We start from the raw sequence: 17,793 nt of genomic DNA, 5'->3' as shown, positions 1-17,793 counted from the left end.
GGAACGGCACAGGAGGCGCCGGGTTCAGTCGAAGCTGGCTTCCGAGTAGAGCACCCGCACGCGGCGGGTGTGCGAGACCTTGCTCAAGGCCTCCAGGGCGCGCGGACCGTATTCCTTGTCCACGTCGACGACCACATAGCCGATGCTCTCGTTGGTCTGCAGGTACTGGCCGAGGATGTTGATGCCTTCTTCGGAGAGCACGCGGTTGATCTCCGACATCACGCCGGGCACGTTCTCGTGGATGTGCAGCAAGCGGTGCTTGCCGGGGTGCGAGGGCAGGGCGACCTCGGGGAAGTTGACCGAGGTGATGGTGGTGCCGTTGTCGGAGAAGGTCACCAGCTTTTCGGAGACCTCGATGCCGATGTTTTCCTGGGCCTCGAGCGTCGAGCCGCCGATGTGCGGCGTCAGGATGACGTTGTTGAGGCCGCGCAACGGGCTGACGAATTCCTCGTTGTTGCTCTTGGGCTCCACCGGGAACACATCGACGGCCGCCCCGTGCAGGCGTCCGGCGCGCAGCGCCTCGGCCAGAGCCTCGATCACCACCACGCTGCCACGCGAGGCGTTGATGAGGATGCCGCCCGGCTTCATCAGGTTGATCTGCTCTTCGCCGATCATCCAGCGCGTCGAGGGCACATCGGGCACGTGCAGGCTGACGATGTCGGCCCTGGCCAGCAGTTCCTCGAGGCTGCCCACCTGGCGGGCATTGCCCATGCCCAGCTTGGTCACCACGTCATAGTAGATGACATCGAAGCCCAGCGACTCGGCGAGCACCGAGAGTTGGGCACCGATGCTGCCGTAGCCGACGATACCCAGGTTCTTGCCGCGGGCTTCATGGGCATTGCGGGCGGACTTCAACCAGCCGCCCTGGTGGGCACTGGCGCTCTTCTCGGGGATGCCGCGCAGCAGCATGATGGATTCGGCCAGCACCAGCTCGGCCACCGAGCGCGTGTTGGAGTAGGGGGCATTGAACACCGGAATGCCACGCACCAGGGCCGCGTCCAGGTCGACCTGGTTGGTGCCGATGCAGAAGCAGCCCACGGCCACGAGCTTCTCCGCCGCAGCGAAGACGCGTTCATTGAGCTGGGTACGCGAGCGGATGCCGATGAAGTGAACGTCGCGGATCCGTTCGATCAGCGTTTCCTCGTCCAGCGAGGTGGGCAGATGCTCGATGTTGGTGTACCCGGCATTCAGAAAGTTGTCCACCGCGCTCTGGTGGACGCCCTCGAGCAGCAGGATCTTGATCTTGCTCTTGTCCAGGGACGTTTTGGCCATGGTCGAATCAACCCCTATCTTTGGTGCGCGCCGCTTGCAATTGCGATTCAGGAAGGTGACGCCAGAGGCAGCCGGGGCAAGCCGGGCCGCGAAAGGCGCGAAACGAGGGAGCATAGATTACCACAAAGGCGGCCAGTGCGGATGAAAAAGCCGGGGTGGCCGCTTGCACGCCTGGCGGGGCAGACGACCCCCGGGGGGATGCGTGTATACTGTCGGCCTCAAGGTGAAATGGCTGAGAGAGGCGCCATGGCGGGACAGGACAAGCATCAGGATAACAGCGAGGCGACATCCACGGCGGATTTTGCGGCCACGGTCGAGCGCCTGGAAGCGCTGGTCGAGAAGCTGGAGTCCGGCGAGTTGTCGCTGGAAGACTCGTTGACGGCCTTCGAGCAGGGGGTGCGCCTGACTCGCGATGCCCAGCGCCAGCTCGATGACGCCGAGCTCAAGGTTCGCAGTCTGACCGAGGGCGAGAACGGTGGCATGGACCTCAAGCCCTTCGCTACCCCCGAGGAGGATGGCGGTGGACATTGAACGCCTGATGGCCGACGACCGGCGTCGCGTCGATGCCCGGCTGGAGGCACTTTTCACGCGTCGCGAGGCACCGGCACCGCGACTCGAGGCCGCCATGCGCCATGGTGTCATGGTCGGTGGCAAGCGCCTGCGCCCGGTACTGGCTTACGCCGCCGGTCGCGCCCTGGGCGCCAGCGACGCGTCGCTGGACGCGCCGGCCATGGCGGTCGAGCTGGTGCATGCCTATTCCCTGGTGCATGACGACCTGCCGGCCATGGACGACGACGACGTGCGGCGCGGTCAGCCCACGGTGCATCGTGCCTATGACGAGGCCACGGCCATTCTGTCCGGGGATGCCCTGCAGACCCTGGCCTTCGAGGTGCTGGCCCACACCCGGCCGGCGCGACTGCCGGCCATGGTCACCACCCTGGCGAGCGCCGCGGGCCGGGATGGCATGGCCGCCGGCCAGGCGCTGGACCTGGAGGCGGTCGGCGGCCACCCGAATCTGGCGACGCTGGCCACCATGCACCGCCACAAGACCGGTGCGCTGATCCGGGCGGCCGTGCGTCTGGGCGGCCTGGTGGCCGTGGCCGAGGATGACCCGCGACTGCAGGCGCTGGAAGCCTATGCCGCGGCCATCGGCCTGGCCTTCCAGATTCGCGACGACGTCCTCGACGTGACCGGGGATACCGCCGTGCTGGGCAAGCCCTCGGGGGCCGATGCGGCCCGCGCCAAGCCGACCTACCCCACATTGCTCGGGCTCGAGGGTGCCGATGCTAAGGCGCGTGCCCTGGTTGACGAGGCCGTGACGGCGCTGGCACCGCTTGGCGAATCCGGTTATGTACTGGCCAGCCTGGCCCGCTACATGATCGAGCGTGATCACTGATACCACAGGGCCAACATGAAGCTGTTCGATGACATCCCGGTCGAGCGTCCGGCCACGCCGTTGCTCGACACCCTGGAAACGCCGGCCGCCCTGCGCGCCATGAATGATGCTCAGCTGGCGGAACTGGCCGACGAGCTGCGCGCCTATCTGCTCTACAGCGTGGGCGTGTCTGGCGGGCACTTTGGTGCCGGCCTGGGCGTCGTGGAGCTGACGGTCGCTCTGCATCACGCCCTGGAAACGCCCCATGACCGACTGGTCTGGGACGTTGGCCATCAGGCCTATCCGCACAAGATTCTGACCGGTCGTCGCGAGGCCATGCAGCACATTCGCCAGTTCGGCGGGCTGGCGGCCTTTCCGCGCCGCAGCGAATCCGAGTACGACACCTTCGGCGTGGGCCATTCCAGCACCTCGGTGTCGGCGGCTTTGGGCATGGCGCTGGCGGCGCGGGCGAGTGGCGAGCAGCGTCGGGTGTGCGCGGTGATCGGCGATGGCGCCCTCTCGGCGGGCATGGCCTTCGAGGCGCTGGCACATGCCGGCCATGTGGATGCTAATCTGCTGGTGATTCTCAACGACAACGAGATGTCCATCTCCGAAAACGTCGGTGGCATGGCCAGCTACCTGGCGCGCATCATGTCGAGCAAGCCCTACACCAGCATGCGCGAGAATGGCAAGCGGGTCCTGTCCCACCTGCCGGGGGCCCTGGAGTTGGCGCGGCGCACCGAAGAGCACATGAAGGGCATGGTCAGCCCGGCCACGCTGTTCGAGGAAATGGGCTTCAATTACATTGGCCCGCTGGATGGGCACGACCTGCCGACCCTGGTGCAGACATTGCGCAACATGCGCGACATGGACGGGCCGCAGTTCCTGCACGTGAAGACGCGCAAGGGACGTGGTTTTCTGCCGGCCGAGGCCGACCCCATCGGCTATCACGCCATCACCAAGCTGGAAAAGTCTGATGCCGGTCAGACACCGCCGCCCCTCAAGCCCGACGACCCCCTGGCTCCCAAGCCTCGCAACGATTTATCGCGCCCGAAGCCGCGCAAATATTGCAACGTCTTCGGCGACTGGCTGTGTGACATGGCGGCCGCCGATACACGCTTGATCGGCATAACGCCGGCGATGCGCGAGGGCTCGGATCTGGTGCGGTTCTCCCGGGAATATCCCGAGCGCTACTACGATGTGGCAATCGCCGAGCAGCATGCGGTGACGTTGGCCGCCGGCATGGCCTGCGAGGCGATGAAGCCGGTGGTGGCGATCTACTCGACCTTCCTGCAGCGCGGCTACGACCAGCTGATTCATGACGTGGCGGTGCAGCATCTGGATGTGACCTTTGCCATCGACCGCGCCGGCGTGGTCGGCGAGGACGGCCCCACGCATCACGGCGCGCTGGACCTCAGCTACCTGCGCTGTGTGCCCGGTATGGTGGTGCTGGCGCCGGCAGACGAGGCCGAGTGCCGCGCCATGCTCAGCGCCGCCTATCATCACCCGGGGCCGGCGGCCGTGCGCTATCCGCGCGGTACCGGCCCGGGGGTCGAGATCCCCGAGCAACTCGAGGCGCTGCCCATCGGCAAGGCGCAACAGCGCCGTGAGGCCGGGGGCGAGGGGCCGCGTGTGGCCCTGCTGGCCTTCGGCAGCCTGAATGTGCCGGCCGCGGAGGCCGCCGAACGGCTCGATGCCAGCCACCTCAACATGCGTTCGATCAAGCCGCTGGATCGTGACGCGGTGCTCGACGCCGCGGCAACGCACGACCTGCTGGTGACGCTGGAGGAAAACGTGGTGGCCGGCGGGGCCGGTAGCGCGGTCGCCGAGCTGCTGGCCGCCGAGGGCCGGACGGCGCCTCTGCTGCAACTGGGCCTGCCGGATGGCTTCGTCGAGCATGGCAAGCCGGCCGAGTTGCTCGCCGAATGCGGCCTGGATGCCGCGGGTATCGAGGCGTCGATCCGACACCGCCTGGTCGACTGATTGCGGCCGTTGCAGCGCGCATCGCTCCGGGTCACCCCGGGGTGCTATGCTAGCGCCCACGTTGCGAGAGATGTTTCAAGGAGTCGACATGCTGGTCATGGTGCTGATTGGTGGGTTGCTGGGGTTTCTGATCGGCGGGCCGGTGGGGCTGCTGATCGGTGGTGGTCTCGGCTATTGGCTGGTGCGTCGCGTGCGTCGCAGCATGCTGGGTCGGCTGGCGGCCGTTCAAAAGCAGTTCCTCGAATCGACTTTTGCGGTCATGGGCTGCATGTGCAAGGCCGACGGCCAGGTCACCGAGGCGGAGCTCGAGGCCTCGCGTCAGCTCTGGGATCGCCTGCGTCTGGGTGAGGCACAGCGGGCCAAGGCGCGCGAGGACTTCACCCGTGGCAAGCGTGATGACTTTGACCTGGACGCCGAGCTGGCCAAACTGAAGCCGATCCTCGGCAGCCAGCCGGCGCTGCGTCAGGTCTTCCTGCAGGTTCAGGTGGCCGCCATTGCCGCCGATGGCGAACTGCACTCCGCCGAGCACGAGATGCTGATGCGGGTGGTGCGCGGCTTGGGCTGTTCCGAGGCGGAAATCGCTCAGATCGAGGCCATGCTGCGTGGCGCGGCCGAGGGCGGTGGCGCTGCCAGCCACGAGATCTCGCTGGAAGACGCCTATCAGGTGCTGGGCGTGTCGTCCGATGCCAGTGACGCCGAGATCAAGCGCCAGTATCGGCGGCTGATGAGCGAAAACCACCCCGACAAGCTGGCGGCTAAGGGCCTGCCCGACAACATGCGGGAAGTGGCCAAGGAGCGTACCAGCGAGATCGGCAACGCCTATGACCGGATCCGCAAGGCGCGCGCGGACGAGGCCGCCTGACCCGCCTCCTGCCCGGCCGGGCCCCACTTGCGGGGTACGGTCAGCGGATTCAAGGAATGTGACATTTACGGTTGCTGAGCCAGCCTGCCCCCCTTAGTATTCCCTCCGCCTCGCCAGCCTCTGGCGGGGCACCAGCGCCTCGAGGACGACCTCGGGGCGTTTTACGGTGGTCGACAAGAATTCCAAAGGAGATCCGAGATGACCTTCGGCGCACTTTCCCTGTTGCCGCCCGTGCTGGCCATCCTGCTGGCGTTGGTGACGCGCAACGTGATACCGGCGCTGTTCAGTGGTGTCTGGCTGGGGGCGACCATGCTCAGTGGCGGCAATCCGGCCGCCGGCCTGTATAACAGCTTCAGTGACTTCATCATTCCCAGTGTCGGCGATGAGTGGAGTGTCACCGTGCTGATCTACTGTGGTCTGTTCGGTGTCTTGATCACGGTGCTGCAGCGCACCGGCGGTGCCCAGGCTATCGCCAGGGCGATTTCCGCGCGTGTCGCCTCGCGGCGCGGCGCTCAGGGTGCCACCTTCGGGCTGGGCATGCTGATCTTCTTCGAGGACTACTTCAACGCCCTGACGGTGGGCAGTGTGATGCGCCCGATCACCGACCGCATGCAGGTTTCCCGCGAGAAACTGGCGTATATTGTCGACTCGACCTCGGCGCCGATGTGCCTTCTGGGGCCGGTCTCAACCTGGGTGGTCTTCGTGATGGGCCTGATTGGCACCCAGTTGACCGAGCTGAACATCAGCGGCTCGGAGTACCTGATCTATCTGGCGTCGATTCCGCTGAACTTCTATGCCTGGCTGGCCCTTGGGTTGATTGCCTTCGTGGTCATCACCCAGTGGGATTTCGGCCCCATGGCCCGGGCCGAGCGCCGGGCGCGCAAGACCGGCGAGGTGCTGGCCGCGGATGCCACGCCACCCTCCGACCGTGAGGTGGCCGAGATGGCAGTGGTGCCCGAGGATCAGGCGCGCAAGCGCAACATGCTGGTGCCCATCGGTGTGCTGGTGCTGATGATTCCGCCGATGTTCCTGTGGACAGGCAACTATCCCGAGAATGACCTGGTCACCGCCGTGGGCGAGGCCAATGGTGGGCTGTCGATCCTGATGGCCACTTTTGTCGCGGTGGTGGTCGGGCTGGCCATGGGCATGCAGCAGAAGCTGTTCGATTTCCGTGAGTCCATGGACTTGGTAGTAGCCGGCATCAAAAGCATGACGCTGGTCTACATCATTCTGACCCTGGCCTGGTCGATCGGCAGCGTGACCTCCGAGCTGGGTACGGCCGACTTCCTGGTGACCCTGGCCGAGGCCAATATCGCGCCCAGCCTGGTGCCGGTGCTGTTGTTCCTGGTGGGGGCTGTGGTGGCCTTCACCACGGGCACCTCCTACGGCACCTTCGCCATCATGATTCCGATCGCCATGCCCGTCGCCATGGCCATGGGGCTGCCTATGCCGCTGGCCATCGCGGCGGTGCTCAGCGGGGGAATCTTCGGCGATCATTGCTCGCCGATCTCCGATACCACCATCCTCTCCTCGGCGGGCTCCTCCTGTGATCACATCGACCATGTGCGTACCCAGTTGCCCTATGCCCTGTGCGCCGGCATGGCGGGCATCCTGGCCTTCTTTGTCGCCGGCCTCGCCAACAGCGTGCTGATGGGGGCGCTGGCGGGTGTGGCCGCGCTGCTGGCGGCGGCCATGCTGATGCGGATCTTTTGGGGCAGTGGCCGGTCGCGTACCGAGCGCGGGGCCGGCTGAAGCCCGCATTCGACGCCGTGCCCTGCAACGCAAAAGGCCCCTTGTCAGGGGCCTTTCAGTGTCAGGACGTTGTCAGGCTGGTCGCCCTGGCGCGGATCAGGTGGTGGCCTCGCGTGCCGGCTTAAAGGGATCAGGGCCGACCGCGATATCGGTCTGGTGCTGTTGCCTGGCGCGCAGTTCGGCACGCGCCCTGGCCATGGCGGCGCTGCCGCCACCGGCGACCGGGTCGGACTCGGCACTGGCGTCTGCCCCAGGAGCCGAGCTCTGCGGCGCAGCAGTGGCAAGCGGCTCGTTGAGCTGCTGAGTCTTGTCGGAGGCCTGTCCCGCCTGGGCGGCCAGCGGGAGCGCGGTGAGCAGTAGAGCGGCGGTCAGAAGTGGGGTTTTCATGGTGACATCCTCATGGGTGATGATTGATGTCATAAATATTATTAGCCACCTATTAATTTAACCAGCTAAGCTTTTCGATCGGCGCGATGGAAATCCTTCATTGGCCGTTGCCGTGATGTCAGCGCTTGCGTTCGATATCCACGTCATCGGCGTCGGTAAAATCGCCCAGCGCCATCATGTGCCCCAGCTTGCCGGCCTTGGTCGAGAGGTAATGCTCGTTGTGCGGGTTGAGCCCGGTGGTCAGGCCGACGCGCTCTGTCACCTCGACCCCGGCGCGGGTGAGTGCCTCGACCTTGCGGGGGTTGTTGGTCATCAGCCGCAGGGCGCCAATGCCCAGGTGTTCGAGCATCGGCAGGCAGAGGTCGTAGCGGCGCAGGTCGGCGGAGAAGCCGAGTTGCTCATTGGCTTCAACGGTATCGGCGCCCTGGTCCTGCAGGTGGTAGGCTCGGATCTTGTTAAGCAGCCCGATGCCGCGGCCCTCCTGGCGCAGATACAAGAGTACCCCACGGCCATTTTCGGCGATGCGCTTGAGCGCCTCCTGCAGCTGATAACCGCAGTCGCAGCGCATCGAGAACAGGGCGTCGCCGGTCAGGCATTCGGAATGCACTCGGCCCAGCACGGGCTGGCCGTCGCCGATCTCGCCGAGGGTCAGGGCGATATGGTCCTTGCCGGTGGCCTCGTCTTCGAAGCCATGCATGGTGAAGGTGGCCCAGGGCGTGGGAAGCCGGGAAGAGGCGATATAACGAATCGTCACGATGTACCTCGATGAAGGACCGGGCATGGTCGTCTGGATAAAGGTATTCTATCAGGAAGGTGGCGCCGGCTCACGGCCGAGCCGGATGGGTTACAATGGGCGTCACATTTTCCTTGGATGAACCGACGCATGGAACTCCAGAACGATCGCTTGCTGCGCGCCCTGGCACGCCAGCCCGTGGACCGCACTCCGGTGTGGATGATGCGCCAGGCTGGCCGTTACCTGCCGGAATACCGCGAGGTGCGGGCTCAGGCAGGCAGCTTCATGAACCTCTGTCAGGACCGTGATCGGGCCTGCGAGGTGACGCTCCAGCCGCTGGAGCGTTATCCGCTGGATGCGGCCATCCTGTTCTCTGACATCCTGACCATCCCCGATGCCATGGGGCTGGGCCTGTATTTCGAGACCGGTGAGGGGCCGAAGTTTCGTCAGCCGGTGCGCACCCCCGAGGCCGTGGATGCCCTGACGGTGCCGAATGTCGAGCGCGACCTGGGCTATGTGATGAATGCCGTCTCCAGTGTGCGCCGCGAGCTGAACGGACGCGTGCCCTTGATCGGCTTCACCGGCAGCCCCTGGACACTGGCCACCTATATGGTGGAAGGCGCCTCCAGCAAGGACTTCCGCCACGTGAAGGCCATGCTCTACGACACTCCGCAGACCATGCATCGTCTGCTCGACGTTCTGGCGCGTGCGGTGACGGACTACCTCAACGCCCAGATCCGTGCCGGAGCTCAGGTGGTGCAGATCTTCGACACCTGGGGCGGTGCCCTGTCTACACCGGCCTATGAGGCGTTCTCCCTGCGCTACATGCGCCAGATCGTCGATGGTCTGATTCGCGAGCACGACGGGCGCCGCGTGCCGGTGATCCTGTTCACCAAGAACGGTGGCCAATGGCTCGAGGCCATGGCCGAAAGCGGCGCGGACGCGCTGGGCCTGGACTGGAGCACCGAACTCTGCGATGCCCGGGCCAGGGTCGGTCAGCGGGTGGCACTACAGGGCAACCTCGACCCCAATGTGCTGTTTGCCAACCCTGGTGCCATTCGCCGCGAGGTATCGCGCATCCTGGAAAGCTACGGCAGCGGGCCCGGTCACATCTTCAACCTGGGACATGGCATCAGCCAGTTCACCGACCCGGCGAGCGTCACCGCCTTCCTGGATGCCCTGCACGAGCTCAGTCCGGCGTATCATCGTTCGTGACGGCCACCCCGAGCGGTGGCTGGCGGGTTGAGTGACCTTTGCACTGCCCACCGCCTCTTCGTCCATGGCCAGCGGGCGAGCCCGTGATGTCCAGGCGCGTTGCTCATCATGCACCGCGGGGCGACGTTCGTAGGAGCGAGTGGTCAGCTCACCACGGCGGCCAGCAGGCCGAGCTGGGTGAGGGCATAATAGAGCAGAGAGCTGCCGTTCAGGCATAACCGGGCAGGTTGATTTGATCACTGCTGCGAACCCCCTCGGTCATGTGCCGGCACTGCTTGAGAAACTCGCGCATGCCCGTGGCCAGGTACTTGTGGCGATGCCAGATAAAGGCGAACTGGCGGCTCAGGTCCAGATCGGGGGTCGGTATCTGCACCAGACTGCCGCGCCGGAAGGCGTCACGCAGGGCCAGCTTGGAGACACAGCCGATGCCCAGGCCCGACTCCACGGCACGCTTGATGCCCTCGGTATGCTCCAGCTCGAGCAGGGTGTTGAAGCGACCGCGGCGATGACGCGCCGCCTGTTCCAGCGTCAGGCGTGTGCCCGATCCCTGTTCGCGCATGATCCAGGCTTCGCGCAGCAGGCGATCGAGCTCGACGGGGCCCTGATGCGCCAGCGGATGATCGGGGGCGCAGAACACCGCCAGCTCATCCGCCACCCAGGGCTGGGTAATGATGTCATCCTCCTCGCACTGCCCCTCGATCAGGCCGAGGTCCAGCTCATGCTGGCGGACCTCCTCGACGATGGTGCGGGTATTGCGGACCTGCAGGCGCACGCGGCTGCCCGGGTGGCGCTGCATGAAGTCCCCGATCAGCAGGCTGGCCAGATAGTTGCCGATGGTCAGGGTGGCGCCCACGTCCAGGGTGCCGATGCCCTGCTGGCCGCGCAGCAACTCTTCCACCTCCTCGGCGCGGTCGAGCAGGGCCACCGCCTTGGGCAGCAACTGAAAGCCCAGGGCATTGAGCTTGAGCCGCTTGCCGATGCGGTCCAGCAGGCGACAGTCGAACTGGCGCTCGAGCTCGGCCAGGGCCGTGCTGGCGGCGGATTGCGAAAGTGAAAGGGCGCGCGCCGCGCGGGAGACGCTCTCGTACTGCGCCACGGCGACGAAGACTTCGAGCTGACGCAGGGTATAGCGCATCGGGTAGGCTCCGGCATTTTTAATCCATAGTATAGATAAGCTTTATCCATACAATCCATTTAACAGATATTGTGCCCTTGCTTAGAATTCACGAAAAAGGTTAGCTCGCATGTGTATGCGAAAAAGGAATATAAAGGTGCCGAAATGAGCAAGTTTGCCGAAGAAGAGGTCCTCAGTGTTCACCACTGGAACGATACGCTGTTCAGCTTTCGCACCACCCGGGAGCGCAGCCTGCGTTTCAAGAATGGTCAGTTCGTGATGATCGGCCTGGAAGTCGATGGCAAGCCGTTGATGCGTGCCTATTCGGTGGCCAGCCCCAACTACGAGGATCACCTCGAGTTCTTCAGCATCAAGGTGCCGGATGGTCCGCTGACGTCGCGACTCCAGCACCTTCAGGTCGGCGACACGATCAAGGTCAGCCGCAAGCCCACCGGCACCCTGGTGACTGATGATCTGCTGCCCGGCCGCAACCTCTACCTGCTCTCCACGGGTACCGGCCTGGCGCCCTTCCTGAGCCTGATCCAGGACCCCGAAGCCTACGAGCGTTTCGAGAAGATCGTTCTGGTCCACGGCGTGCGCAGCGTCAGCGAGCTGGCCTACAGCGACTTCATCTCCAGTGAGCTGCCGGCTCACGAGTACCTGGGCGAGGAAATCCGCGAGAAGCTGATCTACCACCCGACCGTGACCCGGGAAGACTTCCACACCACCGGCCGTCTGACCGACCACATCCGCAGCGGCAAACTCTTCGACGACCATGGCCTGCCGGCCATGGACCCCAAGCAGGACCGCGCCATGATCTGCGGCAGCCCGGCGATGCTCGACGAGACCAGCTCCCTGCTCGACGAACTCGGCTTCAACATCTCGCCGCGCATGGGCGACCCCGGCGACTACGTCATCGAACGCGCCTTCGTCGAGAAATAAGCCGGAAGCTGAAAGAACGCCCGGACGTTGTCCGGGCGGGAAGTCTGAAGAACGCGGCTGCGCCGCTGAAAGAGGGAAGAAAACCCTAGGAACCAACGGTTGTGGGTTGGAGCCTAGCTTACCTCTTACCTCTTACCTCTTACCTCTTACCTCTTACCTCTTACCTCTTACCTCTTACCTCTTACCCGAGACTACACCGCGTCCTTGTCGGTTTCGCCGGTGCGGATGCGGATGACCTGTTCGAGCGGGGTGACGAAGATCTTGCCGTCGCCGATCTTGCCGGTATTGGCCACCTGGGTGATGGCGTCGATGACCTGGTCGGTCATGTCCTCGTCGACGGCGACCTCGAGCTTAACCTTGGGCAGGAAATCGACCACGTATTCGGCGCCACGGTATAGCTCGGTGTGGCCCTTCTGGCGCCCGAAGCCCTTGACCTCGGTGACGGTAATGCCCTGGACGCCGATCTCGGAGAGGGATTCACGGACGTCGTCGAGCTTGAACGGCTTGATGATAGCGGTCACCAGTTTCATGGTCTTGTCCTCGCGTGGTTCGTGTGCCCACGGCGCTGCCCGCCGTGCTTGCTGGCTTCATTGTGACAGAGCATACACCCGTAGCGAACAGAAGAAAAAAGGCCCCCTGGGCGGGGGCCTTGCGTCGGTCAGTCCGGTCAGTGTGGCGTTTACTTCTTGGACACATTGAACTCGGGATAGGCTTCGAGCCCGCACTCGGCGAGGTCGACCCCCTCGTACTCCTCTTCCTCGCTGACGCGGACGCCCATGGCGGCCTTGATGATCAGCCAGACAATCAGGCTGGCCACGAAGACCCAGGTGAAGATGCCGAAGATGCCGATCAGCTGGGCGCCGAAGTTGGCGCTGCTGTTGGACAGCGGCACCGCCAGGACCCCCCAGATACCCACGACACCGTGGGCGGAGATGGCGCCGACCGGGTCATCCAGCTTGAGCTTGTCGAGGGTGACGATAGAGAAGACCACCAGCAGGCCACCGAAGCCGCCGATCAGGGTGGCGCCCAGGGCGCTCGGCGACAGCGGGTCGGCGGTGATCGACACCAGCCCTGCGATGGCACCGTTGAGGGCCATGGTCAGATCCGCCTTGCGGAACCACAGCTTCGCCAGGATCAGCGCGGCGATCACGCCACCGGCCGCCGCCGCATTGGTGTTGACCAGCACCTGGGCCATGTTGTTGGCCGAGGAGACATCGGACACCTTCAGCTCGGAGCCGCCGTTGAAGCCGAACCAGCCCAGCCACAGCACGAAGGTACCCAGGGTCGCCAGCGGCATGTTGGCACCGGGAATGGCGTAGACGGCGCCGTTCTTGCCGTACTTGCCCTTGCGCGGGCCGAGCACCAGCACACCGGCCAGGGCCGCGGCGGCACCGGCCATGTGCACGATGCCGGAACCGGCATAGTCGGAGAAGCCGACCTCGGCCAGCCAGCCACCGCCCCAGGTCCAGTAGCCGGACACCGGGTAGATGAAGCCGGTCATGATCACGCTGAAGACTAGGAAGGCCCAGAGTTTCATGCGTTCGGCCACGGCGCCGGAGACGATGGACATGGCGGTGGCCACGAACACCACCTGGAAGAAGAAGTCAGCGCGGGCCGAGTAGTAGGGCGCCCCATCGCCGCCGGCGGTGACCGCTTCCACGGTGTTTTCGCCGCCCAGCAGGAAACCGAGGCTGGGGATGACCCCACCGGCGCCGCTGGAATACATCAGGTAGTAGCCCACCAGCAGGTACATGGTGCAGGCAATGGCGAACAGGGAAATGTTCTTGGTCAGGATCTCGGCGGTGTTCTTGGATCGCACCAGGCCGGCCTCCAGCATCGAGAAACCGGCGGCCATCCACATGACCAGGGCGCCGCAGACCAGGAAGTAGAACGTATCGAGTGCGTAGGCGAGTTCAGTCATGACAAGTGTCTCCGTATCGGGAACAGGCAGGAAGCCGGGAGGCGATCAAACGGCGTCGCCGCCACGCTCACCGGTTCGAATGCGAATGACGTCCTCCAGGGGCGTCACAAAGACCTTGCCATCGCCGATCTTGCCGCTGTTGGCCGCATTGCAGATGGCATCCAGCACGGTATCCAGGCGATCGTCATCCACGGCGACCTCCACCTTGACCTTGGGCAAGAAGTCGACGACATACTCGGCGCCGCGGTACAGCTCTGTATGCCCCTTCTGGCGGCCGAAGCCCTTGACCTCGGTCACGGTAATGCCCTGAACGCCATTGTCGGCGAGCGCCTCACGGACGTCGTCGAGTTTGAAGGGCTTGATGACGGCGGTAATCAGTTTCATACCGGTGTTCCCCTTGTGATGTGCGATGAGTGGGGCGCGATGCCACACGGTGCATGTTGTGTAGAGACTTAGCGCAAACCGTGCCATTTCGCAGATAGCTGATAATTTTCAGATAGTTGGGATGGTTTTCGGGCGGGGTTGGCGGGCCGTGGCACGGCCACTTCACAGACTGTCGCACCAGTTTGGTGCCGGTTTTCTGGTGCAGCGCACCATGGCCGAGCGGCGTGGTAAGCGGCCAGTCGTGCCGAGGGGAATGCGCCCCGCGGATGGCTTGCGTATCCTGTCAGAAGGTTCCCCATGGTTCGTTCAGGAGACACACGATGGTCAGTCAGGATCGTATCGGCCGTTTGGCCCAGCAGATTGGTGAGCGCCTGCAGGGTGCCTCCCAGGCACCGGAAGACGTTCAGAAAGGTGTGCAGCAGGTCGTCAAGGGGGCCTTCGACCGCCTCGAGCTGGTCTCCCGGGAAGACTTCGACATCCTGATGGATGTGCTGCAGCGTACGCGTGGCCGGGTCGAGGCCCTGGAAAAGCAGGTCGCTGCTCTGGAAGACGCCCTGGATGCCTCGGTCGCCGCCAGTGACCCCGACGCCGAGGAAGTCAGCGAGTCCGCGCTGGAAGCAGAAGCCGCGGCGGCCTCTGGCGGGGCAGACGAGGCCGCATCGAGTGACCCGGCCGACAGCGAGCCGCACGACGATAGCGCCTCGCCCAGTGATGACAAGGACCCGACACCCCGCTGAATCGCGGGCAGGCGTGGCGCCACTGGTCTAGCCTGAGAGTCAACGCAAGGAAGACTCACGGAGTGGCGCGAGGGAACGCCGATGACGCTAGCGATAATTCGCACCCGGGCGGGCCTCGGCCTGGAGGCGCCCGAGGTGCTGGTGGAGGTTCATCTCTCGAATGGCTTACCGGGTATCACCCTGGTGGGCCTGCCGGAGGCGGCAGTCAAGGAAAGTCGCGAACGGGTTCGCAGTGCCCTGGTCAACGCGGGGTTCGAGTTTCCGCTGCGGCGCATCACCCTGAATCTGGCGCCGGCCGACCTGCCCAAGGAGGGCGGCCGCTTTGACCTGCCGATTGCCCTGGGGTTGCTGGTAGCCTCCGGGCAGATTCCGCCCGAGGCCCTGGCAGAGCTGGAGTGCGTCGGCGAGCTGGCACTGGATGGCAGTCTGCGCCCGGCGAGCGGCGTGCTGCCATTGGCCATGGCGTCGCGTCAGGCCGGCCGTGCACTGATCGTGCCCCGCGCCAATGCCGATGAGGCGGCGCTCGCCGGGGATCTGGAAGTGCTGCCGGCGGCGCATCTGCTCGAGGTGGTGGCCCATCTGCTGGGCCAGGAAAAGCTCCCGGTGCACCAGCTGCAGGCGCCTCCGCGGCGCGATACACCTCAGCCCGATCTGTGCGAGGTACGCGGCCAGCACCAGGCGCGACGTGCCCTGGAAGTGGCCGCGGCCGGTGGCCACAACCTGCTGTTTGCCGGACCGCCGGGTACCGGCAAGACCATGCTGGCCAGCCGCCTGCCCGGCATTCTGCCGCCACTGAGTGATGACGAGGCGCTGGAAGTGGCCGCGGTGCGCTCGGTCAGCGGCCTGCCGCTGGCCGAACAATGGGGCTGTCGGCCGTTCCGGGGGCCGCACCACACGGCCAGTGCGGTCGCCCTGGTGGGCGGCGGGTCGCGTCCCAGGCCGGGCGAGATCTCGCTGGCGCATCACGGCGTGCTGTTTCTCGACGAGCTGCCGGAATTCTCGCGTCATGTACTGGAAGTCATGCGCGAGCCCATGGAGTCCGGGCAAATTCATATCGCCCGAGCGAGTCACGAGCGGCGTTATCCGGCGCAGTTTCAGCTGGTGGCCGCCATGAACCCCTGCCCCTGTGGCCATCTGGGCGATCCGCGCCAGGCCTGCCACTGCACGGCGGCGCAGATACAACGCTACCAGGCGCGCCTTTCCGGGCCACTGCTCGATCGAATCGACCTGCAGGTGGAAGTGGCGAGCCTGCCGGCGGAGCAACTGACGTCCCGCGAGCCCGGTGAGGACTCGGCCAGGGTGCGCCAGCGGGTGCTGGCCGCCCGTCAGCGTCAGCTGGCCAGGGGCGCCCTGAATGCGCATCTGGCGGGGCCGGAGCTCGAGGCGGCCTGTGCGCTGGGCGCGGAAGACCGTGCCTGGCTGGCCGAGGTGCTGGAGCGTTTGCAGCTCTCGGCGCGGGCCTTTCATCGCGTCTTGCGGGTGGCCCTGACCCTGTCCGACCTGAGCGGAGCCGAACAGCCGAGTCGCGAGCATCTGGTCGAGGCCATCGGCTATCGCCAGCTGGATCGCCTGCTCAAGGGCGGCTAGACAGGGCTGGAGCCATCATGCGCTGGGGCGTGACGCCGGCCCGGTTTACAGGGCGCTGGCGTCGAGGGCGCCGTCGATGTGCGATTGCCAGTGCGAGGCGTCCTGGCCGGGTCGGCGCAGGTTCAGGGTCAGACGGTAGGGCAGCAGTTCGCGGTCGGAGAGCGTCAGGCGTGGCCCCGAGGCAGTCAGCCGGCTGTCGAGTCGCCATTGGTTGCCGCCGGCATCACCAGCAATGGCGGACCGCCAGTCGAGGACCTGAGGCCCGGCCTCGAGGCCCAGCAGGGCGCGGGTCAGGCTCTCCATCAGGCTTTCCGAGGTGATGCCCAGCGCCGGGTCGACCTCCGGAGTGGCCAGCAGCACCACCAGGTCGGCATGCGGCTTCGGCAGCGGCGATGCGCTGGCCAGTTGTTCGGCGGCGCGTTCGCCCAGGCCGAACAGGGCCTGACGAACCGTTTCCGGGCCCTGGGGTTTGGCGGCACAGCCGGCCAGCATGAGCATAAGCGCGATCAGCGCCAGCAAGCGGATGTTCATGGGTGGTCCGGGCCCTCCGGTGGCAGGGCTTCGAGGCCCTCTTCCAGGTCGGCGAGAAAGCGCGCCAGGTCAGCGAACAGGGTGCGACGAATGGGCTCCGATTCATTGACCAGGTGATGCCGCGCATCAGGGTAGCGGCAGATCTCGGCATCGGGAAATTTGCGCTTGAGAACGTCCAGATTGAACGGCCAGTCGACGGTCGAGTCCTGCTCGCCCTGCAGAATGAGCGTGGCGACATGACACGGCGGCAGGGCAATCAGGCGCGGCATCCAGCGGCGCATGGCATTGACCCACTGCATGGCCAGGCGATCCGGTTGCAGGGGGTCGCTTTCGCGCAGGAAGGTGGCGAAGTCGCTGTCGGTGGAGTTGTCACGAAAGCGCCGCGGCACGGTGCGCACGAAAGGTCCTACCAGGCGCTGCAGCCAGTTGGCCTGAGACCAGCCATAGGGGCGTACCAGCGGGGCCAGCAGCACCAGGCCCTGCCAGTGCTGGGTGTCGTCGCGGGTCAACGCATCGGTGGCCAGGATGGCGGCACCGGTGCTCTGGCCGATGCCGACCCAGGGCGCCCCGGCGAGGTCGCGTGCCTCGAGATCACGGCGCAGGGCGTCCAGACAGGCCCCGTATTCATCAAAGTCGCCGATCGAGGCCCTCACCCCGCTGGACAGGCCGTGCCCCGGCAGGTCCCACAGCACAATGCGCCAGTGGCGGTCCAGCAGGCTTTCCAGAAGATGGCGGTAGAGGCCCAGGTGGTCATAATAGCCATGTACCACCATGATCGTGCCGACCGGCTCGGAGGGTGTCCACACCTGGGTCCAGAGGCGAAAGCCCTGGACCTCCACATGACCGGCATGCAATGTCACGGCCTCTCCCAGCAGTGGGCTCAGGCCGTAGTGGTCCAGATAGCGTGCCAGGGCGTCATCGGCCTGCTCGACCGGTGCCAGGGGGCCGTGTTCCTGTAAGACTGTAAAGTCGCTCATCGCATCCTCTGCTGTGCTCGC

18 protein-coding genes are annotated in these 17,793 nt (G+C 65.4%); 9 read left to right on the top strand and 9 right to left on the bottom strand.

Features of this window, described 5'->3' with window-relative positions; translation table 11 throughout:
• Window positions 1-24 precede the first annotated feature (24 nt).
• On the bottom strand, window positions 25-1,272 hold the full coding sequence (gene serA, locus QWY74_RS03025; protein ID WP_264825990.1) for a phosphoglycerate dehydrogenase: 1,248 nt from the start codon (window positions 1,270-1,272) through the stop codon (window positions 25-27).
• Between the two features lie 246 nt (window positions 1,273-1,518).
• On the opposite strand from serA, the gene QWY74_RS03020 reads away from it, so the two are divergent.
• The 5 genes from QWY74_RS03020 to QWY74_RS03000 all read left to right on the top strand — a co-directional run bounded on the left by QWY74_RS03020 (window position 1,519) and on the right by QWY74_RS03000 (window position 7,244).
• Window positions 1,519-1,803: an exodeoxyribonuclease VII small subunit gene (locus QWY74_RS03020; RefSeq protein ID WP_264825989.1), complete on the top strand. Its 285-nt coding sequence runs from the start codon at window positions 1,519-1,521 to the stop codon at window positions 1,801-1,803.
• Window positions 1,787-2,668, top strand: a complete 882-nt coding sequence (locus tag QWY74_RS03015) for a farnesyl diphosphate synthase (RefSeq protein ID WP_264825988.1) — start codon at window positions 1,787-1,789, stop codon at window positions 2,666-2,668. Before QWY74_RS03020 ends, QWY74_RS03015 begins: the two co-directional genes overlap by 17 nt.
• A 15-nt stretch (window positions 2,669-2,683) precedes the next feature.
• Window positions 2,684-4,630, top strand: coding sequence for a 1-deoxy-D-xylulose-5-phosphate synthase (gene dxs, locus QWY74_RS03010; RefSeq protein ID WP_264825987.1), 1,947 nt, complete (start codon window positions 2,684-2,686; stop codon window positions 4,628-4,630).
• Window positions 4,631-4,718: 88 nt separating this feature from the next.
• Window positions 4,719-5,492: a co-chaperone DjlA gene (gene djlA / locus QWY74_RS03005; RefSeq protein WP_264825986.1), complete on the top strand. Its 774-nt coding sequence runs from the start codon at window positions 4,719-4,721 to the stop codon at window positions 5,490-5,492.
• Between the two features lie 198 nt (window positions 5,493-5,690).
• Complete coding sequence (locus QWY74_RS03000; RefSeq protein ID WP_290313702.1) at window positions 5,691-7,244, top strand: Na+/H+ antiporter NhaC family protein; 1,554 nt, start codon at window positions 5,691-5,693, stop codon at window positions 7,242-7,244.
• A gap of 96 nt (window positions 7,245-7,340) precedes the next feature.
• Here QWY74_RS03000 and QWY74_RS02995 read toward each other — a convergent pair whose 3' ends face one another.
• Both QWY74_RS02995 and ribA read right to left on the bottom strand, forming a co-directional pair.
• A complete protein-coding gene (locus QWY74_RS02995) occupies window positions 7,341-7,631 on the bottom strand; it encodes a hypothetical protein (RefSeq protein ID WP_290313701.1) in 291 nt (96 codons plus the stop codon).
• A gap of 118 nt (window positions 7,632-7,749) precedes the next feature.
• Window positions 7,750-8,385, bottom strand: a complete 636-nt coding sequence (gene ribA, locus QWY74_RS02990; protein ID WP_264825982.1) for a GTP cyclohydrolase II — start codon at window positions 8,383-8,385, stop codon at window positions 7,750-7,752.
• A 129-nt stretch (window positions 8,386-8,514) separates the two neighbouring features.
• Here ribA and hemE point away from each other — a divergent pair, with 129 nt between their 5' ends.
• Window positions 8,515-9,579, top strand: coding sequence for a uroporphyrinogen decarboxylase (hemE, locus tag QWY74_RS02985; RefSeq protein WP_264825980.1), 1,065 nt, complete (start codon window positions 8,515-8,517; stop codon window positions 9,577-9,579).
• Between the two features lie 208 nt (window positions 9,580-9,787).
• On the opposite strand, the gene QWY74_RS02980 is transcribed toward hemE, so the two are convergent.
• Window positions 9,788-10,714 (bottom strand): LysR family transcriptional regulator, encoded by a 927-nt coding sequence (locus QWY74_RS02980; RefSeq protein ID WP_264825979.1) that lies wholly within the window; start codon window positions 10,712-10,714, stop codon window positions 9,788-9,790.
• A 144-nt stretch (window positions 10,715-10,858) separates the two neighbouring features.
• Here QWY74_RS02980 and QWY74_RS02975 point away from each other — a divergent pair, with 144 nt between their 5' ends.
• Window positions 10,859-11,635 carry a ferredoxin--NADP reductase gene (locus QWY74_RS02975; RefSeq protein ID WP_264825977.1) on the top strand — a complete coding sequence of 259 codons (777 nt, stop codon included), beginning with the start codon at window positions 10,859-10,861 and terminating at the stop codon, window positions 11,633-11,635.
• A 191-nt stretch (window positions 11,636-11,826) separates the two neighbouring features.
• Here the strand turns inward: QWY74_RS02975 and glnK are convergent, their stop codons facing one another.
• The 3 genes from glnK to QWY74_RS02960 all read right to left on the bottom strand — a co-directional run bounded on the left by glnK (window position 11,827) and on the right by QWY74_RS02960 (window position 13,940).
• The gene (gene glnK / locus QWY74_RS02970) at window positions 11,827-12,165 is read right to left on the bottom strand and encodes a P-II family nitrogen regulator (protein ID WP_141319489.1); all 339 of its coding nucleotides are present in this window, start codon (window positions 12,163-12,165) and stop codon (window positions 11,827-11,829) included.
• 149 nt (window positions 12,166-12,314) lie between these two features.
• The gene (locus QWY74_RS02965) at window positions 12,315-13,556 is read right to left on the bottom strand and encodes an ammonium transporter (RefSeq protein ID WP_264825975.1); all 1,242 of its coding nucleotides are present in this window, start codon (window positions 13,554-13,556) and stop codon (window positions 12,315-12,317) included.
• Window positions 13,557-13,601: 45 nt separating this feature from the next.
• A complete protein-coding gene (locus tag QWY74_RS02960) occupies window positions 13,602-13,940 on the bottom strand; it encodes a P-II family nitrogen regulator (RefSeq protein WP_264825974.1) in 339 nt (112 codons plus the stop codon).
• A 320-nt stretch (window positions 13,941-14,260) separates the two neighbouring features.
• Between QWY74_RS02960 and QWY74_RS02955 the strand changes: the two genes are divergently transcribed.
• Together QWY74_RS02955 and QWY74_RS02950 are read left to right on the top strand one after the other, a co-directional pair.
• Window positions 14,261-14,677, top strand: a complete 417-nt coding sequence (locus tag QWY74_RS02955; RefSeq protein ID WP_290313700.1) for an accessory factor UbiK family protein — start codon at window positions 14,261-14,263, stop codon at window positions 14,675-14,677.
• Between the two features lie 81 nt (window positions 14,678-14,758).
• Window positions 14,759-16,264, top strand: coding sequence for a YifB family Mg chelatase-like AAA ATPase (locus QWY74_RS02950; RefSeq protein ID WP_290313699.1), 1,506 nt, complete (start codon window positions 14,759-14,761; stop codon window positions 16,262-16,264).
• Between the two features lie 45 nt (window positions 16,265-16,309).
• Here the strand turns inward: QWY74_RS02950 and QWY74_RS02945 are convergent, their stop codons facing one another.
• Together QWY74_RS02945 and QWY74_RS02940 are read right to left on the bottom strand one after the other, a co-directional pair.
• Complete coding sequence (locus QWY74_RS02945; RefSeq protein WP_264825964.1) at window positions 16,310-16,795, bottom strand: hypothetical protein; 486 nt, start codon at window positions 16,793-16,795, stop codon at window positions 16,310-16,312.
• Window positions 16,792-17,772, bottom strand: coding sequence for an alpha/beta hydrolase (locus tag QWY74_RS02940; RefSeq protein WP_264825963.1), 981 nt, complete (start codon window positions 17,770-17,772; stop codon window positions 16,792-16,794). Before QWY74_RS02940 ends, QWY74_RS02945 begins: the two co-directional genes overlap by 4 nt.
• Window positions 17,773-17,793 lie beyond the last annotated feature (21 nt).

The organism is Halomonas almeriensis, assembly GCF_030409235.1.
Classification (GTDB): domain Bacteria; phylum Pseudomonadota; class Gammaproteobacteria; order Pseudomonadales; family Halomonadaceae; genus Halomonas; species Halomonas almeriensis.
Note: the sequence above shows the minus strand (reverse complement) of the source record. Positions and strands in the feature narration are given on the sequence as shown.